The following is a 26,878-nucleotide window of genomic DNA, read 5'->3' on the forward strand; positions in this document are numbered from 1 at the left end:
CGTCAGGCCTTGTTGTCTTCATCGACGCCCACAATGATGCGGGTGTCGCTCAGATACTGGTAGGGCGGTACTTCGAGATTATCGGGAGCAGGCTTGTTCTTGTAGACCCGGCCAGCCAGATCGAACGTAGAGCCGTGGCAGGGGCAGAGGAATCCGCCTTGCCAGTTGGCGCCCATGCCGCCACCGCCGCCCGTTTCAAAGTGCGAGGTAGGCGAGCAGCCCAAGTGGGTACAGATGCCGACGCAAACGAAGATCTCGGGCTTGCGCGAGCGAGCCTCGTTTTCGGCGTATTTGGGAGTGAAGCCAGGCCGCTTGGATTCAGGATCGGCCAGTAAAGGGTCTAGCGTCTTGAGGGCGGCGAGCTGTTCGGGAGAACGGTGAATGATCCACACCGGCTTCCCACGCCATTCCACGGTTTTCATGGTGCCGACGGGTATATCGCCGATATCCACTTCAACGGGGGCCCCGGCCGCGCGGGCCTTGTCAGAGGGAGAAAACGTGCTCACAAGCGGCACTGCCGTTGCGACACCTGCTACGCCACCCACAGCACAGGCGGTGGTAACCCAGAAACGTCGCGAAGGATCAGGTGGCAGGTTGGGATCAACCGCACCGTCATCATCGTGTACCAGCGTATCCTGACTCATCTTCCTATCCTTGTTGATGCGCCCGCTCTACGAGTAGCATCACTTCTGCGGCATCGGGTTTGCGGGAATATGTAACAACATAGCAACCGCGTATTATAGCGCCAGCCCACTGAAGGGCGTATCACGAAGGGAGTGCTTTTATGAGCAAAAAGACTGGTTTCATCAAAGAATTCCGAGATTTCGCTGTAAAAGGCAACGCCGTTGACCTGGCGGTTGGTGTGATCATCGGCGCGGCGTTCGGCAGGATCGTCGATTCCATGGTGAAAGACATCATCATGCCCCTGGTGAATTTCATACTGGGTGGCGCAGTCGATTTTTCGAACAAATTCTTTGTGCTGTCGATGCCTGCCGGCTACAACGGCCCGATGACGTATGCCGACCTGACCAAGGCGGGCGCCACCGTGTTTGCGTGGGGCAACTTCGTGACGATCCTCATCAACTTCGTGTTGTTGGCGTTTGTGATTTTCTGGATGGTCAAGGCCATCTACAAGGCCCGCACCAAGGCCGAGGAAGCACCGGCCGCGCCGGCCGCAACGCCCGAAGACGTGGCGCTGCTTCGCGAAATTCGCGACCTGCTCAAGAAATAAGACACGGCACCAGGCCGTGTGGCCGATGCGCCACATGGGCCACGGGCTTGCTGCCCGCCGGGTAATGATCCGCAGCGGGCGTCACCCCTTTATGCCGGGCTGGCTTTATGCCGGGTTATCAAGGTCGATGAATTCGACCTTGATGCCGAAGTGCTCGGCCACTGCCTGACCCAGCGCCTGTGCGCCGTATCGTTCGGTGGCGTGGTGACCCGCGGCAATGAAGCCCACGCCGGTCTCGCGCGCCAAGTGCACGGTGGACTCGGACACTTCGCCGGTAATGTAGGCGGTGGCGCCGGCATCCACCGCGTCTGCCAGCATGCCTTGCGCGCCGCCCGTGCACCAGGCCACGGTGGACAAGGGCTGAGCGGGGTCGCCCACGACCAGCGGTTGCCTGCCCAGACGTTCAGCCACGCGTTCGCCCAACTGCCCCAGCGTTTGCACGCCGGCGGCCTCGCCCAACCAGACCAGATTGTCTTGCCCGCAGGTGCGCGGCGACCCATCGTCGCGGCGCGCGGGCGCCAGGCCCAGCACGCGGGCCAGCTGTGCGTTGTTGCCCAGCGTGGGGTGCGCGTCCAGCGGCAAATGGTAGGCGTACAGGTTCAGGTCGTTCTTCAGCGCCAGCGCCATGCGCGTGCGGCGCGTGCCGATAATGCGCCGGTCTTCGTTGCGCCACATCCAGCCGTGATGCACGAGCACCGCGTCAGCGCCCCGTTCAACCGCCGCGCGCAGTAACGCTTCGCTGGCGGTGACACCGGTGATAATGTGTCCGACTTCGGATCGGCCCTCCACCTGCAAACCGTTCGGACAGTAGTCCTTGAAGCGCGCGGCTTGCAGGGTGTCGTCCAGCCAGCTGGCCAGCACGTGGGAGTCCACTTTTTTCATTGCTTGTCCTATCAGAATCATGCGCCGATATTGGCTGATATTTGCTCAGGCCGTCACGGTCTGCCTGGCTATTCTATTCGTGGTCACGACCCTGCGGCCCGACCTGCTGCGCCTTGCCGGCCCAGGCGCGGCCACGCCCGCCGCCGCGGCGTCCGCCCGGCCGCCGGCCGGCACGGGCGTGGGGCCGGTGTCGTACGCCGATGGCGTGGCGCGCGCGGCACCGTCCGTGGTGAACGTGTACACGACCAAGCACGTCAATGTGCCGTTGGTGCCGCTGCCCGATGATCCCGTGCTGCGCCAGCTGTTCGGGCAAGTGCCCGGCATGAGTCGGCGGCAGGCCACGACCAGCCTGGGGTCGGGCGTTATCGTCAGCCAGGACGGCCATGTGCTGACGAATTATCACGTCGTGCAGGCGGCGGACGCGATCGAGGTGGCGCTGGCCGACGGCCGGCGCGATGCGGCAAAAGTGGTGGGCGCAGACCCGGACACGGACCTGGCGGTGCTGAAGCTGAGTTCGTTGCGCACTTTGCCGGTGGCCACGCTGGCCGCTGACCGGGGCTTGCGCGTGGGCGATGTGGTGCTGGCGATAGGCAACCCGTTTGGCGTGGGCCAGACCACCACGCAAGGCATCGTGTCGGCGTTGGGACGCAACGGGCTGGGACTGAACACGTACGAAAACTTCATCCAGACCGATGCCGCCATCAACCCCGGCAATTCGGGCGGTGCGCTGGTGGACGCGCAGGGCAATCTGGTGGGGATCAACACGGCGATCTATTCGGAATCGGGCGGGTCGATGGGCATCGGCTTTGCCACGCCGGTGGAGATTGCGCGCAAGGTCATGGACGACATCGTCAAGACGGGCTCGGTCAAGCGGGGCTGGCTGGGCGTGGAACCGCAGGACGTGACGCCGGAGCTGGCGCGCGCGTTTGAGCTCAAGGGTGACACGCGCGGCGTCATCATTGCCGGCGTGATGCGCGATGGACCGGCCGCGCGCGGTGGCTTGCGCGTGGGCGATATCGTGCAATCGGTCAATGGCAAGCGCATGGCGGACACGTCGCAGTTGTTGTCGGAGATTGCGCAGCTGCCGCCCGGCCAGCGCGCCACGCTGGGCGTGTTGCGCGCGGGCAAGCCCGTCGAGGTGGCCGTGGTTGTGGGCACCCGGCCGGGCAAGCCGCGATAGCAATCGCGAAGGGGCCTGCGGTTGCGGCCGCGGGAGCCACCGCCAGCAGCACAAGCACCGGCCACCGTGCCCGATGCAGGGCTAGTCACTGCGCGACTTTTGGGCCAATAGTCGAACCACCGACAGCACGGCCCGCTTTGTGGTGTCGGGCTGGTGTTGCAGGATGGCGCCGATTTCAGCGCAGTAGCCGTCGACCACGGGCTTGCACGACTTCGGCATCACGGGCGGCTGCGAGCCGTACCCCGGCGGCATGCCGCTGGTGCCCGATTCCGTGGGACCCAACACGCCGTCGGTCAGCCACGGCACGCTGGTGTCCAGCGCTTTGGCCAGACGCAGCAGCGTGGTGCGAGACGGCGAGTAGTGTTCCCCACGCGTAAGGATCCGATGGATACAGGACTGCGGCACGCCGGAAAGGCGCGCCAACTGGTTTTGACTATGGATGCCACGCCACCGCATCAGGGCGCGTAGCCTTTGAGCAGGCGACATGCCTGCAATGTAGAGTCGCGAGCGGCGGCCCACAAGGGTGAAACAGTCCTATACCGGACCCTTTGTGCGATATACGAAGCAAAAATGCAAAGGGCCGCCGAAGCGACCCTTTCAGACGATGCCATGCCGGCCCGTGTCAGTGGCGTTCGGTCAGCGAATCGGACACGGCGTCGTCGGCGGCGCCCGGCTTGGGCTGCACCATGCGTGCGCAGATCAGCCCCACTTCGTAAAGCAGGCAAAGCGGCACGGCCAGCATGAACTGGCTGACCACGTCCGGCGGCGTGACCACCGCCGCGATGATGAAGGCGCCGACCACCACGTAACCGCGCGCGGACCGCAGCTTGGACAGTTCAACGATGCCCATCTTGACCAGCAACACCACGGCCACGGGCACTTCGAACGTGATGCCGAACGCCATGAACATCGTCATGACGAAGCTCAGGTAGGCCTCGATGTCCGGCGCCGGGGTGATGGACTGCGGCGCGAACGTGGCGATGAAATGGAACACCGTGCGGAACACGACGAAGTAGCAGAACGCCATGCCCGCGATGAACAGGAACGTGCTGGAGACGATTAGCGGCAGCGCCAGGCGCTTTTCGTGGCGGTACAGACCGGGTGCCACGAAAGCCCACGCCTGGTACAGCACCACGGGCAGCGCCACGATGAAGGCGGCCATCATGGTGACCTTGACGGGCACCATGAACGGCGTGATGACGCCCGTGGCGATCATGCGCGTGCCTTCGGGCAGCGAGGCCAGCATCGGCGCGGCCAGCACGTCATAGATGGCCGATGCGCCGGGGTAGATGAACAGCACGATGAACACGGCCACGACGGCGCCCACGGCGCGCAACAGGCGGGTTCGCAATTCGACCAGGTGAGAGATGAAGGTCTCTTGCTGGCCTTCTTCTTGGGAGGCGTCCTGGGTCACGTCGGTGTTCCGGAGGGCGGGACGGGCTTGGCGGCGGGCCCGGCGTCGTCAGCCGTGGGCGCGCGGGGCGCCGGGGCGGGTTGTTGTGGGGCGGGGGCGGCAGGCGCCGTGCCGGTGTTGGACGCCGGCGGCAGGTCCAGGTCCAGGCTGTGGTTCTGGCTGGGCGGCGCGATGGTGCGGGCGGGCTCGGTGGCGGTTGCGAGTGGGGCTGCGAGCGGGGCCGCCGTGGCGGGCGCATCGCCCACGATCACCGGCGCGACCTTGCCATTGGCCTCGCGGGCCACTTCGTCCAATTCGGCACGGAACTGCTGCACCGGTTCTTGCAATGACGCGTGGGTTTCGTTCAGCGACTGCTGCACGCCCTGCGCGGCATCTTCCATTTCGCTTTTGAATTTGCGCAGCTCGTCGATTTCGATTTCGCGCTGGATATCGGACTTCACGTCGTTGACGTAACGCTGCGCGCGCCCCAGCAGGTGACCGACGGTGCGGGCAACCTTGGGCAGGCGTTCGGGGCCAATGACGATCAAGGCGACGACGCCGATCACCATCAGTTCAGTGAGGCTGACATCAAACATTCGACGGCCGCTCGGGAATTGAAGCAATAAGGGCCGGCCCCGTTCGGGGCGGGCCCGGGAGACGAGCCGGGGCTCAGGAGTTGGTCTTTTCCTTGGCTTGCACGTCGATGGTTTCACCGGACACGCGCTGTTGCGCGATCGGGTCGGCGGGCTTGTCGCCGTTGGCGTCCTTCATGCCTTCCTTGAAACCCTTCACCGCACCGCCCAGATCCGAGCCGATGTTGCGCAGTTTCTTGGTGCCGAAAATCAGCGCCACGATAACCAGAACGACCAACCAATGCCAAATGCTGAAACTACCCATGATGTTTCTCCGAATTACGCGGTGGGGGCCACGCGTCCTTTCCAGGGTCGCGAGCCGCCGATGATGTGGAAATGCAAATGCGGGACTTCCTGGCCGCCTTCGACGCCAGAGTTGATCATGATGCGAAATCCGCCATCAGGGCCCGGACGGCAACCGTTTTCGGCTGCTAGCCGCGGCGCCAACGACATCATTCTACCCAACCAACCTGCGTCCTCGGCCGTAATATCCTGCATGGATGTGACATGACGTCGAGGGATCAGCAGCAAATGTACCGGTGCTGCCGGATTGATATCGTGAAATGCAACAAAGTCCTCGTCTTCAAAGACCTTCTTGGACGGGATGTCGCCAGCGGCGATCTTGCAAAAAAGACAGTTGTCGCTCATTTTCCGGGCTCCGGGGTCAGTCTTTGGGGCGGCTGGCTTTTTCCGCCAGGCCCGACAGGCCTTCGCGGCGGGCCAATTCGGCCAGCACGTCTTCCGGCCGCAGCTTGAAGTGCGTCAGCGCGACCAGGCAGTGAAACCACAGGTCGGCCGTTTCACTGACGATGCGGTCCGGCACGCCGTCTTTCGCGGCCATGACCAGTTCCGTGGCTTCTTCACCGATTTTCTTCAGGAAGGAATCCGGGCCCTTGGCCAGCAGCTTGGCGGAATAGGACGCGGCCGGGTCGCCGCCGTTTTCAGGACGGCGGGTTTCCAGCGTGTCGGCGATGCGCGCCAGGATATCGGCGGCGCTTAGCGTTTGATCGGTCATTTGTAGATCAGTTCGGGGTCTTTCAGCACCGGGTCAACCGTGACCCAGGATGCCTGGTCCGTCGGCCCTTCCAGGCGGCGGAAAAAACAGCTGGCGCGCCCGGTGTGGCAGGCGATGCCGCCTTCCTGGTGCACTTTCAGCAAGATCACATCGCCGTCGCAATCCAGGCGCAATTCGTGCACTTCCTGCACGTGGCCCGACTCTTCGCCCTTGCGCCACAGGCGCTGACGCGAACGCGACCAGTACACGGCGCGGCCGGTGGCGGCCGTTTCGGCCAGCGATTCGCGGTTCATCCAGGCGACCATCATGATCTGGCCGTTCTCGGCATCTTGGGCGATGGCGGGGATCAGGCCGTTTTCGTCAAAGACGACGTCGGCCATCCAGGCGGGTTCAGTGCTCATCATTAATCCAACCGTACGGAAATGCCTTGTTCGGCCATGAAGCGCTTGCACTCGCCAACGGTGTGCTGGCCAAAGTGGAAGATGCTGGCGGCCAGCACGGCGCTGGCGCGGCCGGTGGTGACGCCATCGGCCAGATGTTGCAGGTTGCCCACGCCGCCGGAGGCGATGACGGGCACCGGCACGGCGTCGGATACGGCGCGCGTCAGTTCCAGGTCAAAACCGGACTTGGTGCCGTCGCGGTCCATGCTGGTCAAGAGGATTTCGCCCGCGCCGTAGGCGGCCATGCGGCGTGCCCAGGCCACGGCGTCCAGCCCGGTGGCCTTGCGGCCGCCATGGGTGAAGACTTCCCAGCGCGCGGGTTCGCCATCGGCCGACACGCGCCGCGCGTCAATGGCCACCACCACGCATTGCGAGCCGTGGTAGTCGGACGCGGCGCGCACCAGTTCCGGATTGGCCACGGCCGCGCTGTTGATGCTGATCTTGTCGGCGCCGGCGTTCAGCAGGCGCTGGATGTCGGACACCTGGCGCACGCCGCCACCCACGGTCAGCGGGATGAAAACCTGCGAGGCCACCTGCTCGATGATGGGCAGGATCAGGTCGCGGCCGTCGCTGGTGGCGGTGATGTCCAGGAACGTCAGTTCGTCCGCGCCCTGCTCGTTGTAGCGGCGGGCGATCTCGACGGGGTCACCCGCGTCCAGCAGGTTGACGAAGTTCACGCCTTTGACGACGCGGCCGGCGGTGACGTCAAGGCAGGGGATGATGCGGCGGGTCAGCGCGCTTGCTACGGGCGCGCCGGCCTCGGTGCTGCTGCGAGAGAGGGTCATTTTGCCAATTCGTCGGCGCGCGCCTGCGCGGCTTGGAAATCCAGCGTGCCTTCGTAGATGCTGCGGCCCAGGATGGCGCCTTCGACGCCCTCTTCCTCGACGGCGCACAGGGCTTCGATGTCCTGGATGCCGGCGATGCCGCCCGAGGCGTAAACGGGGATGCGCACGTGTTGGGCCAGGCGCACCGTGGCTTCGACGTTGACGCCCGACAGCATGCCGTCACGGCCGATGTCGGTGTAGATGATGGCTTCGCAGCCGTAATCTTCGAACTTCTTGGCCAGGTCCAGCACGTCGTGGCGGGTCAGCTTGCTCCAGCCGTCGGTGGCGATCTTGCCGTCGCGGGCGTCCAGGCCAACGATGATCTGGCCGGGGAAAGCACCGCAGGCGTCTTGCAGGAAGCCCGGGTTCTTGACCGCGGCGGTGCCGATGATCACGTAGGAGATGCCGGCATCAAGGTAGCGTTCGATGGTGTCGAGGTCGCGAATGCCGCCGCCGATCTGGACGGGGATGTCGTCGCCGACGGCTTCCAGAATGGCCTTGATGGGCGCTTCGTTCTTCGGCTTTCCGGCAACGGCGCCGTTCAGGTCGACCAGATGCAGGCGGCGCGCGCCTTGGTCAAGCCAACGGGTGGCCATGGCGGCGGGGTCTTCGGAGAACACCGTTGCATCGTCCAGGTCACCCTGGCGCAGGCGCACGCAGCGCCCGTCTTTGAGATCGATGGCGGGGATCAGCAGCATGGTGGGCAGCAAAAAAGAAAGAGGGGTTGAATGGGCTGGCGCTGTCGGCTCTTGGCCTACGGCTGCCAGTCTACAAAATTGCGATACAGGCGCAAACCGTGCTCGGCGCTCTTTTCGGGGTGGAACTGCACCGCGAAAATGTTAGCCGCCGCCACTGCGCAGGTAAAGGCGACGCCGTAATCGGTTTCACCAACTGTCAGGCCGGAATCGTCCGGATCGGCGTAATAACTATGGACGAAATAGAAGTGCGTGTCGTCCGGAATGCCGTCCCAGATGGGATGAGAGCGCGTCTGGCGGACTTTGTTCCATCCCATGTGCGGCACTTTCAGGCGCTCGGGGCGCGTGTCGGCCAGGCCCGCGTCGCCGGTGTCGGCCAGGCAGGCTTCGTCATCGGCGGGGATCAGGTCGGCAAAACGGGGGCCCGAAAAGCGGCGCACCACACCCGGAAACAGGCCCAGGCACGAGGTGCCGCCTTCTTCGCTGGAATCAAACAGCATCTGCTCGCCCACGCACACGCCCAACAGGGGCTTGTTGCGGGCGGCGCGCACAACGGCTTCGCGCAGGCCGGATTCATTCAGGGTCCGCATGCAGTCCGCCATTGCGCCCTGCCCGGGAAACACCACGCGGTCGGCCGCGTCGATGTCTTTGGGCTGGTTGCAGATGCGGACGTCCGCGTCGGGGGCGGCGAACTTCAGGGCGCGTGCGACGGAATGGAAATTACCCATTCCGTAATCGACGATGGCGATAGTGGTCACTTCTTTTGCCTGCTGCGGTGGGGGTTGGCGAACGTTACAGCACGCCCTTGGTGGACGGCACCACGTCGCCCATGCGCGGGTCGACTTCCATGGCCATGCGCAGTGCGCGGCCACAGGCCTTGAACACGGTTTCGGCCTGATGGTGAGCGTTGAAGCCGCGCAGGTTGTCGATGTGCAGCGTGATCAGCGCGTGGTTGACCAAACCCTGGAAGAACTCACGCGTCAGGTCTACATCGAAATTGCCGATGTGGGCGCGCGTGAAGGGGATGTGATATTCCAGGCCGGGGCGGCCCGAAAAGTCCACCACGACGCGCGACAGCGCTTCGTCCAGCGGCACGTACGCGTGGCCGTAGCGGCGCAGGCCCGCCTTGGTGCCGACCGCCTTGGCAATCGCCATGCCCAGCGTGATGCCGACGTCTTCCACCGTGTGGTGCGCGTCGATGTGCAGGTCGCCCTCGGCCTTGATGTCCAGGTCGATCAGACCGTGGCGCGCGATCTGGTCCAGCATGTGGTCCAGGAATGGCACGCCCGTGTCGATCGTCTGCTTGCCGGTGCCGTCGATGTTGATGGCCACGCGGATGCGGGTTTCGTTGGTGTTGCGGGTGATCTCTGCGGTACGCATGTTAAGCACTCAAAATCTCTTGCAGGGCAGCCAGCAAGGCGGCGTTCTCGGCCGGGGCGCCCACCGAAATGCGCAGGCAGTTTGCCAGGAGCGGATGGGCGTTGGAAAAGTTGCGAATCAATATTTTGCGCGTTTTCAGCGCAAGATGCACGGCGTTGCCGTCCAGCTTGCCGGAAAAGCGGGCGAGTACGAAGTTGCCGGCGGAAGGGAATACCCTGACGCCCGGCAAGGCGGCCAGCGCGGCGGCCAGCGGTTCGCGGTCGGCGCGCAGGCGCGCGGCCTGTTCGTCCAGCACGGGCTTGTGGCGCAACACCGCCATCAGCGTGGCTTGCGTCAGCACGTCCAGGTTGTAGGGCGGGCGCAGCTTGTTCAGCTCGGCGATCCAGTCGGGATGACCCGCCAGGTAGCCGAAACGCAGGCCCGCCAGGCCGATCTTGGACACCGTGCGCATGACGACCACGTTGGGCGCGTCCAGCACGCGCGGCATCCAGGTGCGGTCGGCAAAGGGCTGGTACGCCTCGTCCAGCACCACCAGCCCGGGGGCGGCGGCGATGATGGCCTGCACGTCTTCGTCGGACCACAGGCCACCGGTGGGGTTGTTGGGCACGGCCAGGAACACCACCTTGGGTTGGTGTTCGCGGATGGCGGCCAGCATCGCCGGCAGGTCCAGGGTCAGGTCGTCGGTCAGCGGCACGCCGACAAAGCGGGCGTGATCAAAGCGCGCCGCCATGTCGAAATAAACGAACGACGGCCACGGCGACAACACCACGTCGCCCGGGTTGCAGCAGGCCTGGACGACGATGTGGATCAGCTCGTCCGAGCCGTTGCCGAACAGCACGTCGGCCGCGTCGGGCACGCCGAAGCCGGCTTTCACCGCCTGCTGCAAGGCAGAGAGGTCAGCGGCGGGATAGCGGTTCAGCGGTGTGTCGCGCACGGCGCGGGCGATGTCGTCGCGGACCACGTCGGGCAATTCATACGGGCATTCCATCGCGTCCAGCTTGATGCAGCCATCCGCGTTGGCGACCGGGTAGGCGGCCAGCGCGCGGATATCCGCGCGCACGGTGCCTTCGATGCGGCCAGCGACGCCTGCCGCCGGGGCCGCGCTCATGGTTTGTCGACCCGGTACTGGGCGCTGGCGGCGTGCGCTTGCAGGCCTTCGCCCAGCGCCAGCTCGGCGGCGATGCGGCCCAGCGTTTGCGCGCCCTGGTGTGACACCTGGATCAAGCTGGAACGCTTTTGGAAGTCGTACACGCCCAGCGGCGACGAGAAGCGCGCGGTGCGGGACGTGGGCAGCACGTGGTTGGGGCCCGCGCAGTAGTCACCCAGCGCTTCCGAGCTGAAACGGCCCATGAAGATGGCGCCGGCATGGCGGATCTTGGCGGTCCAGATTTCGGGCTGCTCGGTGGAAATTTCCAGGTGCTCGGGCGCGATGTCGTTGGCGATCTGGCAGGCTTCTTCCAGGCTTTGGACCTGGATGAGCGCACCGCGATTGGCCAGGCTGACGCGCAGGATGTCGGCGCGCGGCATCGTGGGCAACAGGCGCGCGATGGCGGCTTCCACTTCTTCGATGAACGCGGCGTCCGGGCATAGCAGGATGGACTGCGCCAGTTCGTCGTGCTCGGCTTGCGAGAACAAATCCATGGCGATCCAGTCGGCCGGCGTCTTGCCGTCGCAGATGACCAGGATTTCGCTGGGGCCGGCGATCATGTCGATGCCCACCACGCCGAACACGCGGCGCTTGGCGGCGGCCACATAGGCGTTGCCGGGCCCGACGATCTTGTCCACGGCGGGCACGGTGTCCGTGCCGTACGCCAGCGCGCCCACGGCTTGCGCGCCGCCGATGGCGAACACGCGGTCCACGCCGCCAATGGCGGCCGCGGCCAGCACGATGGGGTTGCGCACGCCGTCGGGCGTGGGCGTGACCATGATCAGTTCCTGCACGCCCGCCACCTTGGCGGGAATGGCGTTCATCAGCACCGACGACGGATAGGCGGCCTTGCCGCCCGGCACGTACAGGCCCACGCGGTCCAGCGGCGTGACCTGCTGGCCCAGCAGCGTGCCGTCGGCTTCGGTGTAGGTCCAGGTTTCAGCGCGTTGGCGCTCGTGGTAGGCGCGCACGCGGTCGGCGGCGGCTTCCAGCGCGTTGCGCTGCGCCGTGGGCAGCGTGGCCAGCGCGGCGTGCCAGTCGGCCTTGGGGATTTCAAGCGTGTCGGGGGATGCGCCGGGCATGCGGTCAAAGCGCTGGGTGTATTCCACCAGCGCGGCATCGCCGCGCGCGCGCACGTCAGCCAGGATGCCGGCGGCGGCACGGTCGATGGACTCGTCCTCGGTGGCCTCGAAAGCCAGCAGCTTGGACAGGGCGGATTTGAATCCGGGATCGCGGGAATCAAGACGATTGATCAGGGCCATGGCGTCATGCAGCAAAGCGGAAAGCGGCCGCCGCGTTATCGCGGCGGGCGGGGGTCAGGCGTTGCGGGAGGCGGCTCTTTCGAACGCGTCCAGCAAGGGTTGCAGGCGGGCGCCGCGAGTCTTGAGCGCGGCCTGGTTGACGATCAGGCGCGATGAAATCGGCATGACGTCTTCGACCGCGACCAGGTCGTTGGCGCGCAGCGTGCCACCGGTGGACACCAGGTCCACGATGCAGTCGGCCAGGCCGACCAGCGGCGCCAATTCCATCGAACCATACAGCTTGATGATGTCCACGTACACACCCTTGGCCGCGAAGTGTTCACGGGCTGAGTGCACGTATTTGGTGGCGACGCGCAGACGCGCGCCCTGGTGCACCGCGCCTTCGTAGTCAAAGCCGTTGCGCACGGCCACGGCCAGGCGGCACTTGGCGATGTTCAGGTCGATGGGCTGGTACAGGCCGCCGGGCTGTTCCTTGGCGTGCTCGATCAGCACGTCCTTGCCCGCGATGCCCAGGTCCGCCGCGCCGTATTGCACGTAGGTGGGCACGTCCGAGGCGCGCACGATGATCAGGCGCAGGCCGGGGTCGCTGGTGGGCAGGATCAGCTTGCGCGAGCTTTCCGGGCTTTCCGTGACTTCGATGCCGGCTTCGGCCAGCAACGGCATGGTTTCTTCAAAAATCCGGCCCTTGGACAGCGCCAGGGTCAGGGGCTTCATCGTGGCATTGTTCATTGCCGGGCAGCCTCAAAATGAACGGACCCACTCGGGGGGCAGCAAGCCGAAGGCGCAGCCTGGGGGCTATTACCTTTCATGCCTGTTCCTTGCCGGTCACGCGTTGGATATTCGCGCCCAGGGCGCGCAGTTTCACTTCCATCTGGTCGTAGCCGCGATCCAGGTGATAGATGCGGTCGACCAGCGTATCGCCGTCGGCCGCCAGCCCGGCGATGACCAGGCTGGCGGACGCGCGCAGGTCGGTGGCCATGACGGTGGCGCCCGACAGGCGCTTCACGCCGCGCACCACGGCCGTGTGGCCGTCGATGTCAATGTCGGCGCCCATGCGGCGCAGTTCCTGCACGTGCATGTAGCGGTTCTCGAAGATCGTTTCGACGATGACCGAGGTGCCGTCCGCCACGGCATTCAGCGCCATGAGCTGGGCCTGCATGTCGGTGGCGAAGCCCGGGTATTCGTGCGTGCGAAAGCCCACGGACTTGGGGCGCGCGGACATGGCGCCGCGTATCCAGTCGGAGCCGGTTTCGATCGTCAGGCCGGCTTCGGTCAGCTTGTCCAGCGTGGCGCCCAGAATGGCGGGGTCGGTGTTCTTCAGCAGGATGTCGCCACCGGCCGCGCCCACGGCGCACAGGAAGGTGCCGGCTTCGATGCGATCGGAAATGACGCGGTGTTCGGCGCCATGCAGGCGTTCAACGCCGTCGATCACGATGCGACCGGTGCCGTGCCCCTGGATGCGTGCGCCCATCTTGATGAGCAGCTCGGCCAGATCCACGATTTCCGGTTCGCAGGCGGCGTTTTCAAGCACGGTCTGGCCGTCGGCCAGCACGGCGGCCATCAGCAAATTTTCGGTGCCGGTGACGGTGACCATGTCGGTGCGCACGGAGGCGCCCTTCAGGCGCTTGGCGCGCGCCACGACAAAGCCGTGTTCGATGCTGATCTGCGCGCCCAGCGCGGCCAGGCCCTTGATGTGCTGGTCGACGGGGCGCTGGCCGATGGTGCAGCCGCCGGGCAGGCTGACGCGCGCCTCGCCAAAGCGCGCCAGCAGCGGACCCAGCACCAGGATCGATGCGCGCATCGTCTTGACCAGTTCGTAGGGCGCTTCCAGGTTGTCGACGCGGTTGGCCTGCAACGTGACGACACCGTCGGCCCCGCGTTCGGCCTGCACGCCCATGCGCGCCAGCAGGCGCAGCATCGTGGCGGTGTCGTTCAGGTGCGGCACGTTGGTCAGCGTCAGCGCGTCGGCCGTCAGCAGGCCGGCGCACAGGATCGGCAGCGCGGAATTCTTGGCGCCGGATATCGAGACTTCGCCGTGTAGCGGCGAGCCGCCGGTAATGCGCAATTTATCCATTACTTGCCTGCTTGCTGGTATTCGTCAGGTGTCAGCGTGCGCATCGACAGTGCGTGGATCTCGGCCTTCATGCGGTCGCCCAGCGCGGCATAAACCATTTGGTGGCGCTGGATCAGGCGTTTGCCTTCAAAGGCGGCGCTGACGATGACGGCGTCGAAATGCGAGCCGTCGCCTTGCACGTCAAGATGTTCACAGGACAGGCCGTCCGCGATGTATTGGCGGACTTGCGCGGGAGTGGGAAGCATGGACGTCAGTTCCTGAGTTTGTAGCCGCTGGCCAGAAGCCGCAGCGCGTAAAGCGAGAGCGCCAGGAATACCCCCGTCACCACCGCCAGGCTGCGCCAGGGCGAGACGTCCGACACCGAGAAGAATCCGTAGCGGAAGCCGTCGATGGCGTAGAAGATGGGGTTCCAGTGGGACACGGCCTGCCAGAAGGGCGGCAAGGTGTGGATCGAATAGAACACGCCGGACAGGAACGTCGCGGGCATGATCAGAAAGTTCTGGAAGGCCGCCAGCTGGTCGAATTTTTCAGACCACAGGCCCGCGACCACGCCCAGCACGGCCATGATGCCGCAGGACAGCACCGCGAAGACCAGCAGCCACAGCGGGTTGGCCGGCACCAGCGACACAAAGCACAGCGCGACGAACCACACGCATACGCCCACGCTCAGGCCGCGCACCACGGCCGCCAGCACGAACGCGCCAAAGATGTCACGGTGCGACAGCGGCGGCAGCAGCATGAACACCAGGTTGCCCGTGATGCGGCTTTGGATCAGCGACGAGGACGGGTTGGCGAACGCGTTCTGCAGCATGCTCATCATCATCAGGCCGGGGATCAGGAACGCGGTGTACGGCACGGTGCCATACACCATCAGGCGCCCTTCCAGCACGTGCGCGAAGACCAGCAGGTACAGCAGCGCCGTGATGACGGGCGCGGCAATGGTCTGGAAACCCACCTTCCAGAAGCGCAGCAATTCCTTGCGCAGCAGGGTCGGAAAGCCGGAGCCCGCGTCCAGGCGGGGCTGCACCAGCGGTTGGCCGGCGGTCGCGTTGGGCTGCGTCATGACGAGATCTCTTCGGGTTGCAGGGCGGGCGCGGCGGGTTCATCGCCCTGGTGCATGATGCGCACGAACGCGTCTTCCAGGTCGACGCCGCCCACGCGCGCCATCAGCGCTTGCGTCGTGTCCAGCGCCACGATGCGGCCGCGCTTGAGCATGGCGATGCGGCCGCACAGGGCTTCCGCTTCTTCCAGGTAATGCGTGGTCAGCATGATGGTGTGGCCGGCCTTGTTCAGGCGCGAGATGAATTCCCACAGCGTGCGGCGCAGGTCGACATCAACGCCGGCGGTGGGCTCGTCCAGCACGATGACGGGCGGCCTGTGCACCAGCGCCTGCGCCACCAGCACGCGGCGCTTCATGCCGCCCGACAGCGCGCGCATGTTGTTGTCGGCCTTGTCGGACAGGCCCAGGTTGAACAGGATTTCGTCGATCCAGTCGTCGTTGTTGCGCAGGCCGAAGTAGCCGGACTGAATGCGCAATGTTTCACGCACTGTGAAGAAGGGGTCGTAGACCAGCTCTTGCGGCACCACGCCCAGCGACCGCCGCGCCGATTTGTAGTCGGCAACGACGTCGTATCCACAGACGCTGGCGCGCCCCGACGTGGCATGCGCCAGGCCGGCAAGAATGGAAATCAACGAGGTCTTGCCAGCGCCGTTCGGCCCGAGCAGGCCGAAGAACTCGCCATGCTCGATATTCAGGCTGACATTGTCCAGCGCTTGAAAGCCGGGGGCGGGCTTGCGCCCAAGCAGCTTCTGCCAGCCGCGCACACGCGGCGAGTAGATCTTGGAGACGTTTTCTAGACTGACGGCTGACATAACGGCGGGGGGTGCCCGAAAAGAGCGAATTGATCATTATATAAGCGCGCCGTGACGGCAAGCGCCTATGGCCCCGGAGGGCCTGGGGGGATGGTGGTCTTATCCGTCCCCGAAATAATCGGCCCGGCGGGCCACAAGGGCGCGCCGGGCCGAAGACAGCCGGAACCCGAAATTACTGGTTGCGCTGGTTCAAGGCCTGGATCAGGCCGTCGATGCCGTTCTGGTTGATCTGCTGCGCAAACTGGTTGCGGTAGTTTTCGATCAGCCAGATGCCTTCGACGTTCATGTCGTAGATCTTCCAGCCTTGCGGCGTCTTTTCCAGACGGTAGTCCACGCCGGTAGGCTGGCCGTTGGACTGGCTGATCAGCGTGCGCACGACCACGTCGTCGGCCTTGGGGTCGCCACGGAACGGCAGCGCCTTGACCGACGTGCTGGGCGTGACGCGGGTCAGCGCGCCGCTGTAGGTGCGCACCAGCGTGCCACGGAAGGCCTCGGCCAGCGCTTTCTTTTGCTGGTCGGTTGCCTGGCGCCAGAAGCGGCCGGCGGCCAGACGCGTGGTCTTCTGGAAGTTCACGTAGGGCAGGATGTGCTGGTTGACCACTTCGTTGATCCGGGTCGTGTTGCCGGCCTTGACCGCGCCGTCAGCCTTCAGGACATCCAGCGCTTCGTTGGCGGTGGCCAGGACGAACTGGTCCGGCGCGCCGTTGGGATCAGGCTTGGCCTGCGCAGCGCCGGCCACGGCAAGGCCCAGAAGGCCCGCGAAGGCCAACCGTTGCATCAGGGAAAGAAAAGCAAATCGCATCAAAACTCCTTACGGTACCGATGAACGCAAGCCTAAAGCTTACTTGGTGGCGGGCACGGGTGCCGGGGCAGCCTTGCCGGCGGCAGGGGCATCGCCCTCGTCGTCTTCGTAGTTGGGCAGCGAACCTTCGTCGTCAACGCGGTGGCCCATCACCATGGCGTTGCGGCGTTGCAGGTAGGCGTCGCGGATGAAGCTGTACGGGTCCAGGGCCACGCGGTCGATCGTGTCGGTGGCGTTCAAGAGGCTGGCGCGCGTGTCAACCAGGCGCAGGCCCCACAGGGAATTGCGCAGGCGCACGTTGTCGATGGAATCGATGCCCATGTAGCCGTAGGTGGTACCGGCAAAGTCGCCGGCCAGGCCCACGCCGTCACGCACGGTCGACGAACCGAAGATCGGCAGCACCAGGTACGGGCCCTGGCCAAAGCCCCACACGCCCAGCGTCGTGCCGAAGTCGTTCGGGATCTTGCGTGCGCCGTTGGCCGAGGCAACGTCAAAGCAGCCGCCCACGCCCATCGTGGTGTTGAACAGGAAGCGGCCCAGCGTGTTCACGAAGTCGTGGCCACGGCCTTGCAGGAAGCTGTTCGTGCCGGACCACAGGTCCGTCATGTTGCTGAAGATGTTGTGCACGCAGCTGCGCACGGGCTGCGGCGTGACATAGGTATACGCCTGGGCGACCGGCTTGAATACCGCGCGGTCCACCGTGTCATTGAACTTGTACACGCCCCGGTTGAAGCCTTCCCACGGATCGCGCGGGTCCGGGTTCTGCGGCGCGGCGCAGCCGGCCATCAGGACACCCGCCGCCGCGATGGTGGCAATTCGGGAAAATGCGTTCTTGTTCATGATCAGGAGACCCTATCAACGATTCTTATGTTATTGCGATGTCGAGGCGCGACGCCGTTACAGCGTCTTTCGCATCGTCTTTAATTTGGCGCTTTCGCGGCGGGCTCGGACGACGAAGCGCCCTGCTTTTCAGCGGAGCCGTACAGGAACTGGCTGATCAGCTGCTCCAGCACAACCGCGCTCTGTGTATAGCGGATTTTTCCGCCGTCGGTAAAGTTCTCTTCTTCGCTGCCGGCCGTCAGACCCAGGTACTGCTCGCCCAGCAAGCCGGACGTCAGGATCGAGGCCGAGGAATCCTTCGGGAATTGGTATTCCTTTTCCAGATTCACCGACACGACCGCCTGGAAAGTCTTGTCGTCGAAGGTGATGCTGGACACGCGGCCCACCACAACGCCGGCGCTTTTGACGGCCGCGCGCGGTTTCAGGCCGCCTACGTTATCGAAATTGGCCGAAAGCGTATAGGTGGGGGCGAAGGAAAAGGTGCTTAGGTTGCCGGCTCGCAACGCCAGGAACGCCAGAGCGACCGCGCCCAGCAGTACAAACAGGCCTACCCAGAAGTCGGTTTTTTCGCGTGACATGATCAATCCGTTTCAATTTCCAAACATCAAGGCGGTGAGCAGGAAGTCCAGCCCAAGTACCGCCAGGGAACCCACGACCACCGTGCGCGTGGTGGCCCGCGCCACGCCTTCCGGCGTGGGCTTGGCCTGCCAGCCTTCGTAAAGCGCGACCAGCGTGACCGTGATGCCGAACACCACGCTCTTGACGACACCGTTGGCCACGTCGTTCCAGACGTCGACACCGTTTTGCATCTGCGACCAGAAGGCGCCCGCATCCACGCCGATCATTACGACGCCGACGACCCAGCCGCCCAAGATGCCCACCATGGAGAACACGGCGGCCAGGATGGGCATGGCGATGATGCCGCCCCACAGGCGCGGCACCAGCACGCGGCGAATGGGGTCCACGGCCATGACTTCCATGGCCGAGAGCTGTTCGCCCGCTTTCATCAGGCCAATCTCGGCCGTCAGCGATGTGCCCGCCCGGCCCGCGAACAGCAGCGCGGTGACGACCGGGCCCAATTCGCGCACCAGCGATAGCGCCACCAGCAGGCCAAGGGCCTCTTCCGAGCCGTAGCGGTTCAGCGTGTAATAGCCTTGCAGGCCCAGCACAAAGCCCACGAACATGCCGGATACGGCGATGATCAGCAGCGAATAGTTGCCGATGAAGTGCACTTGCTGGGACACCAGGCGCGGCCGCGAAAACACAATGCCGCTGCGCGCCAGCATGCCGCCGAAAAAGCGGGTGAAAAAGCCGATGCCGGAAATCTGTTTGCGCACCCAGCCCCCCAGCGCGCCAACCATGTTGTTGGAACCGCTCATGCTTTGCGCCCTTTCTGTGCGGACAGCCACTTCTGGAAAGCCGGCGTGTCGGGATACTGGAACGCGACCGGGCCGTCGGGTTCGCCTTTCAGGAATTGCTGCACGTAAGGGTCTTGCGACGCCGACAACGATTCCGGCGTGCCGGCAGCGGCCAGCTTGCCCTGGCCCACCAGATACACCTGGTCGGCGATGGAAAAGGATTCCTGGACGTCGTGCGTGATCAACACCGAGGCGCAGCCGAGCCGGTCGGCCAGATGGCGGATCAGGCGGGCGGTGATGCCCAGCGAGATCGGGTCCAGGCCCGCGAAGGGCTCGTCGTACAGGATCAGTTCGGGCTCCAGCACGACGGCACGGGCCAACGCCACACGGCGGGCCATGCCGCCGGAAATTTCAGCTACCTTCAGATGCGCGGCAGCGCGCAGGCCCACGGCGTCCAGCTTGTCCAGCACCCGGTCGGTGACTTCGGCTTCGGACAGCCGGGTGTGTTCGCGCAGCGGAAACGCCACGTTTTCGAACACGTTCAAATCGGTGAACAACGCGCCTTGCTGGAACAGCACGCCCATGCGCTTGCGCAGGGACTGCAACTGCGCCGGGGTGACCTGGCCCAGGTCCTGGCCAAACGCCTCGACCTGCCCTTGCTGGGCCAGCAACTGGCCGGTGGCCGCGCGCAATAGCGTGGTCTTGCCCGAGCCCGAGCCGCCCATGATGGCGACCACTTCGCCTGCGCGCACTTCCATGGAGATATCGCGCAGGACGGTGAAATCACCGTAGCCAAGCGCTACACCGTCCAGGCGCAGGGCGAATTCCGGGGTGCTGCTTGATTGAGCGGGCATGGGCAACGAAAGAGTGTTTCGGTGGCGGAGCTGGCCCTGCTGGCTTGTCGGCGCGCGGGGCGGATAGCCGGGCTGCGCGGGCAAGACAGGCTACGGCAGGAAGCGCCCGGTTACTCAGGTGCCGGGGCAAAACAGGCGATGGGCCCCAGCGGCGAGGCGCCATTGTAGCTCGACGCTTTGCAATGACAACGCAAGGGCCCGCCCGTGGAACAGTGTTTTCGGTGGCAGGGACAATCCGGTCGTGTTTGAGGCGAGCGGGCGGCGCTTTTGGGCTGGGCCGGCCCGCACCATCCGCATAAGTCGGGCCAAGTCAGTCGCGATCTCGGACGGCAGCCAGTTCGCGCGCTAGCCGGCCCACCAGATCGGCCGTGCTTTCGCGCCGGGCCAGCGGCGCGGCCTGTCCTGCCCACAGCGACAGCACTTCCGTATTGCCGGCCTTGCCGCCTTCAGTGCGCATGAGGCGCGTCAAGGCGTTTTGCAGGGGGTACGGCAGGATGTCGGCGGCAATGGCGTCGGCGTCCCGCATGAACGCGTTGGCAATGCCGCGAGCCGGGCGGCCGGAAAACGCCCGCGTCACCCGCGATTGCTCCGAACGCGATCCGGGCAGAACGGCCTTGTAGGCTTCGCTGATGCCCGATTCGTCTGTCGTCAGGAAGGCCGTCCCCATTTGTGCCGCGTCGGCGCCCAGGGCCAGCGCAGCCGCGATGCCACGCCCGTCCATGATGCCGCCGGAAGCAATCACCGGGATGGATACCGCATCCGCAATCTGCGGCACCAGCGCCATCGTGCCGATCAGCGACTGCTCGAAATCGTCCAGGAACGTGCCGCGATGACCGCCCGCCTCGGCCCCCTGGGCCACCACCGCGTCCACGCCGTCCTGCTCCAGCGCCACCGCTTCACGCACCGTGGTCGCCGTGCCGACCGTCAGGATGCCCAGCTCGCGGCAGCGCGCCAGGACATCGCCGGCGATGCGGCCGAATGTGAAGCTGAACACGGCCGGGCGCAGCCGCAGGATGGCGTCGATCTGCTCGGGTAGCGGGTCCGCCTGGGCGCCCGGCGCGGCCGGGGCCGGCAGGCCCAGCTTGGCGTGGTAACGGGCCATCAACGCCAGCATGCGGCCGGCGTCACCCTGCATGGGCTGCGCCGGCACGCTGGCGAACAGGTTGATGGCGAACGGGCGGTCCGTGCGGGCGCGAATGCCCTGCACGGCGGTCTCGATCTGCGCGGGCGTCATGTAGGCCGCCCCAAGCGACCCCAGAACGCCCGCCTTGGACGCTTCGGACACCAGTTCCACCGTCGTCGCCCCGCCCGCCATGGGCGCCTGGATGACGGGGTGGTCCTGCTTCAGCAGGTCTAGCAATCGGGCGGCCATGGAGTGACTCCTTCAGGTTATTGAAGCTGGATGTTTCCAGCCTTGATGACGTGGGCCCACTTGTCGGTTTCGCTTTTGATGAAAGCCGCGAATTCCTCGGGCGTGCCGCCGCCGGCCTGGCTGCCGGTGTCGGCAATGGCCTTTTGCACATCCGGTTCTTTCAGGATGCGGTTGAACTCGGCGTTCAGCTTGGCAATGATCGGGGCGGGCGTGCCGGCCGGGGCCACGATGCCTTGCCAGTTGTAGGACTCGAAGCCGGTGAGGCCGGACTCGGCCATCGTCGGCACGTCGGGCAGCACGGCCAGGCGCTTGGCGGACGTGACGGCGATGGGGTGGATCTTGGCGCCCTGAATGGCCGGCAACGCGGAATAGCCCATTTCAAACATCATCGAAATGTGGCCGCCCATCAAATCGGTGGCGGCCAGGCTGCCGCCCTTGTACGGTACGTGCACGATGTCGATCTTGGCCTGTTCGCGGAACATTTCACCGGACAAGTGGTGCGCCCCGCCCACGCCCGACGAGCCAAACGACAGCTTGCCCGGCTGCTTCTTGGCCAGCGCGATAAGGTCCGCCAGCGTCTTGACCGGCAATTCGTTATTCACGCTCAACACCAGCGGGCTGTTCTCGATCAGCACGATCGGGGCCAGATCCTTCTGCGGGTTGTAGGGCATTTCCTTCATCAGCGACGGGTTCACCGCCATCGGGGCCAGGTTGCCCGTGCCGATGGTGTAGCCGTCGGGGGCGGCCTTCGCAATCAGGTTGGTGCCGACCACGCCGCCCGCGCCCGCCTTGTTTTCCACCACGATGGGTTGGCCCAGCGATTCGCCCAGCTTGCGCGCCAGCAGGCGCACGCGGGTATCGGCAAAGCCGCCCGGCGCGTAAGGCACGATCATGGTGATGGGCTTGGCGGGCCAGTCGGCGGTCTGGGCTTGCGCGGCGCTGCTGAAGGCGGCAACGGCCGCCAGGGCGGCGATCAGGGGGCGCAGTGATTTCATGCTGGTGACTCCTCTTTCTTGTCTCTAATGTGTACAGCCCTGCGGGCCGATCGCATTATGCCCAGCGCCTTTGTCTTCTGTCGTGATTTTTCCCAAGCGCCACGCGGACACGGCCAGCAGCGCGGCCCCGCCGCCCAGCACCTGCGGCAGGCCGGCGCCCCAGCGGCCGGCCCACGATGCCAACAGCGGCCCCAGGATCTGCCCGGCGGCGAAAGCGGCGGTCATGATGGCGGCGGCGCGCGGGGCGGCGGCGCCGGCCATGCGCCGGGCCGTCAGCATGCCTGCCTGCGTAATCACCATGAACGTGCCGCCCACCAGCAGCGCCGCCACGATCACGGCGGCGATGTGGTGCCACAGCGCGGCGGCCAGCATGCCGGCCGCCATCAGCGCCTGCGCGACCTGCCAGACGCGCTTTTCATCGCGGGCCCGTGCCAGCCGCGGCACCAGCAGGCATGACACGGCAGCGGCCAGGCCGAACAGCGGCCATGCCCAACCGAACACGGCGGGGTTGGCGATGACCTGCTTGGCCATGGCGGGCAGAAAGGTGGCGGGGATGATGTAGCCGATGCCAAAAACGCCGTAATGCAATGCCAGCCGGGCGGTGACGCGGGGCACACGCGCCGGTGGGCCGGCGTGCGCCGTCGACGACGGCACATGCGATGGCCGCTTCAAACCGGGCCAGGCGATGGCGGACAAGGCCAGCGTCAACCCGCCCAGCGCCAGCCAGGTGCCGTCCGCCCGCACGCCCCAGGCCATCAGCGCCAGGCACGCCAAGCCGGTCAGCGCGATACCGGCGCCAACGCCCGCATACGTCAGCGCCGACGCGGCGGGCTCCCGCGGATCGCCCGGCGCCACCGTCCGGCCCGCCGCGACGCAGATGAACGCGCTGGCGCTGGCATAGCCGGCGGCCAGGCGCAGCGCACACCAGACCATGACGTCATGCGTCAACGGCATGGCCAGTGTCAACAGCGCCACGGCCAGCAGGCTGATGGCAAGCTGTACGCGTGCGTGGCCTGCGTGACGCATGGGCCAGACCACGGCGGCCAGCGCGCCCAGCAGGTAGCCGGCGTAGTTGGCCGAGGCGATCCAGCTGCCCTGCGCCAGCGACAAACCGCCTTCCTCGGCCATCAGCGGCCAGACCGGGGTAAACGCAAAGCGGCCGATGCCCATGGCGGCAGCCAGGGCAAGGGCGGCCGGCCACGCCAGAGTGGCCGCGCCGCGCGTATCGGCAGCGGCAGCGGCATCGGCATCGGCAGCGGAATCGGAAACGGAAGGGTAAGCAGGCGTTGACATGGGCCTACTCTACGGCTGTACTTATATCTTTAATAGTGAATTATTAAGAACATAGGTTCTTGAAATGGGAAACTTGGATCTCGATGCGTTGCAGATTTTTAAAGCCGTGGCCGACCAGGGCGGCGTCGCGCGCGCGGCCCAGCACCTGAACCGGGTGCAGTCCAATGTGTCCACGCGCCTGAAGCAGCTGGAGGCGTCATTGAACGCTCCGCTGTTTCGCCGCCAGAACCGCCGGCTGGTGCTATCGGACCAGGGCCGCGTGCTGCTGTCCTACGCCGACCGGCTGCTGCGTTTGTCCGACGAGGCGCAGGCGGCAGTGCGCGACGGCGCGCCGCAGGGCGTGCTGCGCATCGGCACCATGGAAAGCACGGCGGCCGCGCGCCTGCCGCCGATCCTGGCGGCCTATCACGCGGCATGGCCGCAAGTGGGCATTGAACTGGTCACCGGCACGTCGGGCGCATTGGCCGCGCAGGTGCGCAATTACGAAATCGAAGCGGCGTTTGTTGCCCAGCCGTTTCCGGCAGAGGGTCTGGCCGCCATGGACGCTTTTCAGGAAAGCCTGGCATTGATCTCGCCCTTGGCATGGGGGCCGATCAGCAGCCCGCGCGATCTTGGCGACCGCACGGTGATCGCCTTCGCGGCGGGGTGTTCGTACCGCCGCATCCTGGAATCGTGGCTGAACCACGAAGGCGTGGCGCCGGGCAGGGTGATGGAGTTTGCGTCGTATCACGCCATCGTGGCGTGTGTGGCGGCGGGCTCGGGTGTGGCCATCGTGCCGCGCTCGGTGTTGGCAGTGCTGGGGGCCGAGCATTCCGTCCATGTCGGCGCACTGACCGGCCCATCCGCTACCGCCCTGACGCAGTTGATCTGGCGCGCGGACGACGATACGCCCGCGTTGCAGGCCTTGCGCCTGCAATTGCAGACGCCGGGCCGCCAAACAGCCGCTGCTTAGAAGCGGTAGCCCACGCTCAGCGTCGCCACCCACGGGTCGATGCGCGCGGTGCCGATGTGCTGGCCGTCCAGCTTCACCTTCGACTTGATGTCGATGTAGCGGATGTCGGCGTTCATGAACCAGCGTTCGTTGATCTTGAAGTCCGCGCCCAGTTGCGCGGCCACGCCCCACGAATCGCCCATCTTCAGGTCGGAACCCTTCAGCGCGCCTTCGGCCTGGGTGTCGAAGAAGTGCGTGTAGTTGATGCCCACGCCGATGTACGGCTGGATCATGCTGTCGGGCAGGATGTGCCATTGCAGGCTCAGGGTCGGGGGCAGTTGCTTGCTGGATCCGATCTTGCCCAAACCGCTGCCGCTGACGTCATGCTGGAACGGCCACGCGCCCAGCAGTTCGATGCCGATGTTGCGCGTCACCATGTAGCCCAGCGTGAAGCTCGGGCGTACGTTGTTGTTCGCGTCCAGCTTGACGCTGCCGTCCAGCACCGTGCCGTTGTTGGAAGCGGGGCGCACCTGCGTCACGCCCACTCGGAACAGCACGTCGCCCGCTTCATGCGCCTGCGCCGGGGCAGCCAGTGAGCCGGCGGCGATCAGTGCGGCAATGGCGGTGGCGCGGATACGCCCGTTCAGCGAAAACATTTTTCTTCTCCGATCTTTCCGTAAGGTGAGGCCACAGGTTCTCAGACCCGGCGCAAGGCCAGATTGATGTGTGTCAAACCGTTAAAAGATGCGGAATGCGACGTGGTGGCGCGGCAACAGCGGGGAGACTAATGCGGTCTCGTTCGCCGCCTTCAATGACATTCCCCGCCTTCAATGACATTCGCCGCCTTCAATGACATTCGCCGCCTTGGCGCTGGGGCGCGCAGGCGGCGAATGGGGTCTTGCGTAGGTGTTGCGTGGGTCTTGCGTTGCCGGAAGATCAGCGCGGCAGTTCGGTGCTGCCCATCAGGAATTCATCGACCGAGCGCGCGCACTGGCGGCCTTCGCGGATGGCCCAGACCACCAGCGATTGGCCTCGGCGCATGTCGCCCGCGGCAAAAACCTTTTCGACGTTGGTGCGGTAGTCGTCGGTGTTGGCACGCACGTTGCCGCGCGCATCGCGATCCACGCCGAACGCATCCAGCACGGTCTGCACCGGTGATACGAAGCCCATGGCCAGCAGCACCAAGTCAGCCTTGATCTCGAATTCCGATCCTTCGACTTCGCGCATCTTCATCTGGCCCGTGGCTTCGTCCTTGAACCACTCGACGCGCGCGCCGACCAGCTTTTCGACCTTGCCGTTGCTGCCCTTGAGCAGCTTGGTGGTCACGGACCAATCGCGCTCGCAGCCCTCTTCGTGCGAGGACGACGTGCGCATCTTCAGCGGCCAGTACGGCCAGGTCATCGTCTTGTTCTCGGACTCGGGCGGTTGCGGCATCAATTCAAATTGCGTGACCGAGGCCGCGCCATGGCGGTTGCTGGTGCCCACGCAATCCGAACCCGTATCGCCGCCGCCAATCACCACCACGTGCTTGCCCTTGGCCAGCGTCTGGTTCGTCAGGCGGTCACCCGCCACGGCCTTGTTCTGCTGGCGCAGGAAGTCCATGGCGAAGTACACGCCCGACAGCTCGCGGCCGGGAACCGGCAGATCGCGCGGCGTTTCCGAACCGCCCGTCATGACGATGGCGTCGAACTCCGCCTTCAGCGATTCCGGCGTGCGCACCGTCAGGCCATCGGCCACGGGGTCTTTCGGATTGCCGATGTAGGTGGACGGCGCGAACTCCACGCCCTCCGCTTCCATCTGCGAAATGCGGCGATCGATCTGATGCTTTTCCAGCTTGAAGTCGGGGATGCCGTAACGCAGCAGCCCGCCGATGCGGTCGCTCTTTTCGAACAGCGTCACCGAGTGGCCGGCGCGCGCCAACTGCTGCGCGCACGCCATGCCGGCCGGGCCGGAGCCCACCACGGCAACCTTCTTGCCGGTCTTGCGTGCCGGCACCAGCGGCGCAACCCAGCCCTCGGACCAACCCTTGTCGATGATGGCGTGCTCGATGGACTTGATGCCCACGGCGTCGCTGTTGATGTTCAAGGTACAGGCGGCTTCACACGGGGCCGGGCAGATGCGGCCCGTGAATTCCGGGAAGTTGTTGGTGGAGTGCAGGACGTCCAGCGCGCGGCGCCAGTCCTGCTTGTACACCAGGTCATTCCAGTCGGGGATGATGTTGTTGACCGGGCAGCCGTTGTTGCAGAACGGGATGCCGCAATCCATGCAGCGCGCCGCTTGCTGCTTGGCTTGGTCGTCGGTCAGGTGCAGCACGAATTCGCGCCAGTTCTTCAGCCGCTTCTGCGGGGCCTCGGCGGCCTCCTGCAAGCGCTGAAATTCCATAAAGCCAGTAATCTTTCCCATGGT

33 protein-coding genes are annotated in these 26,878 nt (G+C 65.4%); 3 read left to right on the top strand and 30 right to left on the bottom strand.

From position 1 onward, the window contains the following. Nucleotides 1-2: 2 nt before the first annotated feature. Nucleotides 3-644 (bottom strand): ubiquinol-cytochrome c reductase iron-sulfur subunit, encoded by a 642-nt coding sequence (petA, locus tag DVB37_RS00815; RefSeq protein ID WP_046803906.1) that lies wholly within the window; start codon nt 642-644, stop codon nt 3-5. Between the two features lie 140 nt (nt 645-784). Here petA and mscL point away from each other — a divergent pair, with 140 nt between their 5' ends. Next, nucleotides 785-1,231, top strand: a complete 447-nt coding sequence (mscL, locus tag DVB37_RS00820; RefSeq protein WP_046803905.1) for a large conductance mechanosensitive channel protein MscL — start codon at nt 785-787, stop codon at nt 1,229-1,231. A gap of 105 nt (nt 1,232-1,336) precedes the next feature. On the opposite strand, the gene DVB37_RS00825 is transcribed toward mscL, so the two are convergent. Further along, a complete protein-coding gene (locus DVB37_RS00825) occupies nt 1,337-2,113 on the bottom strand; it encodes a Nif3-like dinuclear metal center hexameric protein (protein WP_104144694.1) in 777 nt (258 codons plus the stop codon). 19 nt (nt 2,114-2,132) lie between these two features. Here DVB37_RS00825 and DVB37_RS00830 point away from each other — a divergent pair, with 19 nt between their 5' ends. Beyond that, nucleotides 2,133-3,293 (top strand): trypsin-like peptidase domain-containing protein, encoded by a 1,161-nt coding sequence (locus DVB37_RS00830; protein ID WP_104144695.1) that lies wholly within the window; start codon nt 2,133-2,135, stop codon nt 3,291-3,293. An 81-nt stretch (nt 3,294-3,374) separates the two neighbouring features. Here DVB37_RS00830 and DVB37_RS00835 read toward each other — a convergent pair whose 3' ends face one another. The 26 genes from DVB37_RS00835 to DVB37_RS00960 form a co-directional block, all read right to left on the bottom strand. Continuing rightward, nucleotides 3,375-3,779 (bottom strand): helix-turn-helix domain-containing protein, encoded by a 405-nt coding sequence (locus tag DVB37_RS00835; protein WP_120153428.1) that lies wholly within the window; start codon nt 3,777-3,779, stop codon nt 3,375-3,377. 136 nt (nt 3,780-3,915) lie between these two features. Continuing rightward, nucleotides 3,916-4,707: a twin-arginine translocase subunit TatC gene (tatC, locus tag DVB37_RS00840; protein ID WP_104144696.1), complete on the bottom strand. Its 792-nt coding sequence runs from the start codon at nt 4,705-4,707 to the stop codon at nt 3,916-3,918. Next, nucleotides 4,704-5,282: a Sec-independent protein translocase protein TatB gene (tatB, locus tag DVB37_RS00845; RefSeq protein WP_120153431.1), complete on the bottom strand. Its 579-nt coding sequence runs from the start codon at nt 5,280-5,282 to the stop codon at nt 4,704-4,706. The genes tatC and tatB overlap by 4 nt, the downstream gene beginning before the upstream one ends. 73 nt (nt 5,283-5,355) lie before the next feature. Continuing rightward, the gene (gene tatA, locus DVB37_RS00850; RefSeq protein ID WP_046805260.1) at nt 5,356-5,583 is read right to left on the bottom strand and encodes a Sec-independent protein translocase subunit TatA; all 228 of its coding nucleotides are present in this window, start codon (nt 5,581-5,583) and stop codon (nt 5,356-5,358) included. Between the two features lie 14 nt (nt 5,584-5,597). After that, nucleotides 5,598-5,966: a histidine triad nucleotide-binding protein gene (locus DVB37_RS00855; RefSeq protein ID WP_046805261.1), complete on the bottom strand. Its 369-nt coding sequence runs from the start codon at nt 5,964-5,966 to the stop codon at nt 5,598-5,600. 16 nt (nt 5,967-5,982) lie between these two features. Further along, nucleotides 5,983-6,333 carry a phosphoribosyl-ATP diphosphatase gene (locus tag DVB37_RS00860; RefSeq protein ID WP_046805262.1) on the bottom strand — a complete coding sequence of 117 codons (351 nt, stop codon included), beginning with the start codon at nt 6,331-6,333 and terminating at the stop codon, nt 5,983-5,985. Then, nucleotides 6,330-6,734 (bottom strand): phosphoribosyl-AMP cyclohydrolase, encoded by a 405-nt coding sequence (hisI, locus tag DVB37_RS00865; protein ID WP_104144699.1) that lies wholly within the window; start codon nt 6,732-6,734, stop codon nt 6,330-6,332. The genes DVB37_RS00860 and hisI overlap by 4 nt, the downstream gene beginning before the upstream one ends. Before the next feature lie 2 nt (nt 6,735-6,736). Beyond that, nucleotides 6,737-7,558, bottom strand: coding sequence for an imidazole glycerol phosphate synthase subunit HisF (gene hisF, locus DVB37_RS00870; RefSeq protein ID WP_104144700.1), 822 nt, complete (start codon nt 7,556-7,558; stop codon nt 6,737-6,739). Then, nucleotides 7,555-8,295, bottom strand: coding sequence for a 1-(5-phosphoribosyl)-5-[(5-phosphoribosylamino)methylideneamino]imidazole-4-carboxamide isomerase (gene hisA / locus DVB37_RS00875; RefSeq protein WP_046805342.1), 741 nt, complete (start codon nt 8,293-8,295; stop codon nt 7,555-7,557). The genes hisF and hisA overlap by 4 nt, the downstream gene beginning before the upstream one ends. A 56-nt stretch (nt 8,296-8,351) precedes the next feature. After that, the gene (locus DVB37_RS00880) at nt 8,352-9,050 is read right to left on the bottom strand and encodes an imidazole glycerol phosphate synthase subunit HisH (protein WP_120153433.1); all 699 of its coding nucleotides are present in this window, start codon (nt 9,048-9,050) and stop codon (nt 8,352-8,354) included. A gap of 34 nt (nt 9,051-9,084) precedes the next feature. Further along, nucleotides 9,085-9,672 carry an imidazoleglycerol-phosphate dehydratase HisB gene (gene hisB, locus DVB37_RS00885; protein WP_006216836.1) on the bottom strand — a complete coding sequence of 196 codons (588 nt, stop codon included), beginning with the start codon at nt 9,670-9,672 and terminating at the stop codon, nt 9,085-9,087. 1 nt (nt 9,673) lies between these two features. After that, nucleotides 9,674-10,780 (bottom strand): histidinol-phosphate transaminase, encoded by a 1,107-nt coding sequence (gene hisC / locus DVB37_RS00890; protein ID WP_104144702.1) that lies wholly within the window; start codon nt 10,778-10,780, stop codon nt 9,674-9,676. Continuing rightward, the gene (gene hisD / locus DVB37_RS00895; RefSeq protein ID WP_120153435.1) at nt 10,777-12,081 is read right to left on the bottom strand and encodes a histidinol dehydrogenase; all 1,305 of its coding nucleotides are present in this window, start codon (nt 12,079-12,081) and stop codon (nt 10,777-10,779) included. Before hisD ends, hisC begins: the two co-directional genes overlap by 4 nt. 54 nt (nt 12,082-12,135) lie before the next feature. Then, nucleotides 12,136-12,810 (bottom strand): ATP phosphoribosyltransferase, encoded by a 675-nt coding sequence (gene hisG / locus DVB37_RS00900; RefSeq protein ID WP_046805268.1) that lies wholly within the window; start codon nt 12,808-12,810, stop codon nt 12,136-12,138. Nucleotides 12,811-12,886: 76 nt separating this feature from the next. After that, nucleotides 12,887-14,155 (bottom strand): UDP-N-acetylglucosamine 1-carboxyvinyltransferase, encoded by a 1,269-nt coding sequence (gene murA, locus DVB37_RS00905; RefSeq protein ID WP_120153437.1) that lies wholly within the window; start codon nt 14,153-14,155, stop codon nt 12,887-12,889. After that, nucleotides 14,155-14,400 (bottom strand): BolA family protein, encoded by a 246-nt coding sequence (locus tag DVB37_RS00910; protein ID WP_046805270.1) that lies wholly within the window; start codon nt 14,398-14,400, stop codon nt 14,155-14,157. The genes murA and DVB37_RS00910 overlap by 1 nt, the downstream gene beginning before the upstream one ends. Before the next feature lie 5 nt (nt 14,401-14,405). Continuing rightward, the gene (locus DVB37_RS00915; RefSeq protein WP_046805271.1) at nt 14,406-15,218 is read right to left on the bottom strand and encodes an ABC transporter permease; all 813 of its coding nucleotides are present in this window, start codon (nt 15,216-15,218) and stop codon (nt 14,406-14,408) included. Next, nucleotides 15,215-16,027 (bottom strand): ABC transporter ATP-binding protein, encoded by an 813-nt coding sequence (locus DVB37_RS00920; protein WP_104144705.1) that lies wholly within the window; start codon nt 16,025-16,027, stop codon nt 15,215-15,217. Before DVB37_RS00920 ends, DVB37_RS00915 begins: the two co-directional genes overlap by 4 nt. Before the next feature lie 172 nt (nt 16,028-16,199). Further along, nucleotides 16,200-16,829: a phospholipid-binding protein MlaC gene (locus DVB37_RS00925; protein ID WP_046805273.1), complete on the bottom strand. Its 630-nt coding sequence runs from the start codon at nt 16,827-16,829 to the stop codon at nt 16,200-16,202. A 39-nt stretch (nt 16,830-16,868) separates the two neighbouring features. Further along, nucleotides 16,869-17,669, bottom strand: coding sequence for a VacJ family lipoprotein (locus DVB37_RS00930; RefSeq protein WP_046805274.1), 801 nt, complete (start codon nt 17,667-17,669; stop codon nt 16,869-16,871). Between the two features lie 80 nt (nt 17,670-17,749). Then, a complete protein-coding gene (gene mlaD / locus DVB37_RS00935; RefSeq protein WP_046805343.1) occupies nt 17,750-18,247 on the bottom strand; it encodes an outer membrane lipid asymmetry maintenance protein MlaD in 498 nt (165 codons plus the stop codon). 12 nt (nt 18,248-18,259) lie between these two features. After that, entirely contained in the window at nt 18,260-19,048 is a 789-nt protein-coding gene (gene mlaE, locus DVB37_RS00940) for a lipid asymmetry maintenance ABC transporter permease subunit MlaE (protein ID WP_046805275.1), read from the bottom strand. Further along, complete coding sequence (locus DVB37_RS00945) at nt 19,045-19,881, bottom strand: ABC transporter ATP-binding protein (protein ID WP_120153439.1); 837 nt, start codon at nt 19,879-19,881, stop codon at nt 19,045-19,047. The genes mlaE and DVB37_RS00945 overlap by 4 nt, the downstream gene beginning before the upstream one ends. Before the next feature lie 310 nt (nt 19,882-20,191). After that, nucleotides 20,192-21,253 (bottom strand): nitronate monooxygenase family protein, encoded by a 1,062-nt coding sequence (locus DVB37_RS00950; RefSeq protein WP_120153441.1) that lies wholly within the window; start codon nt 21,251-21,253, stop codon nt 20,192-20,194. A 17-nt stretch (nt 21,254-21,270) separates the two neighbouring features. Continuing rightward, nucleotides 21,271-22,248: a tripartite tricarboxylate transporter substrate binding protein gene (locus DVB37_RS00955; RefSeq protein WP_104144708.1), complete on the bottom strand. Its 978-nt coding sequence runs from the start codon at nt 22,246-22,248 to the stop codon at nt 21,271-21,273. 24 nt (nt 22,249-22,272) lie between these two features. Beyond that, the gene (locus tag DVB37_RS00960; protein WP_120153443.1) at nt 22,273-23,541 is read right to left on the bottom strand and encodes a YbfB/YjiJ family MFS transporter; all 1,269 of its coding nucleotides are present in this window, start codon (nt 23,539-23,541) and stop codon (nt 22,273-22,275) included. Between the two features lie 64 nt (nt 23,542-23,605). Between DVB37_RS00960 and DVB37_RS00965 the strand changes: the two genes are divergently transcribed. Further along, nucleotides 23,606-24,493 carry a LysR family transcriptional regulator gene (locus tag DVB37_RS00965; RefSeq protein ID WP_120153445.1) on the top strand — a complete coding sequence of 296 codons (888 nt, stop codon included), beginning with the start codon at nt 23,606-23,608 and terminating at the stop codon, nt 24,491-24,493. Here DVB37_RS00965 and DVB37_RS00970 read toward each other — a convergent pair. Both DVB37_RS00970 and DVB37_RS00975 read right to left on the bottom strand, forming a co-directional pair. Further along, the gene (locus tag DVB37_RS00970) at nt 24,490-25,128 is read right to left on the bottom strand and encodes an OmpW family protein (RefSeq protein WP_120153447.1); all 639 of its coding nucleotides are present in this window, start codon (nt 25,126-25,128) and stop codon (nt 24,490-24,492) included. The genes DVB37_RS00965 and DVB37_RS00970 overlap by 4 nt on opposite strands. A gap of 280 nt (nt 25,129-25,408) precedes the next feature. After that, nucleotides 25,409-26,875 (bottom strand): glutamate synthase subunit beta, encoded by a 1,467-nt coding sequence (locus DVB37_RS00975; protein WP_046805282.1) that lies wholly within the window; start codon nt 26,873-26,875, stop codon nt 25,409-25,411. Between the last annotated feature and the right edge of the window lie 3 nt (nt 26,876-26,878).

Source organism: Achromobacter sp. B7 (assembly GCF_003600685.1).
GTDB lineage: Bacteria > Pseudomonadota > Gammaproteobacteria > Burkholderiales > Burkholderiaceae_B > Achromobacter > Achromobacter spanius_B.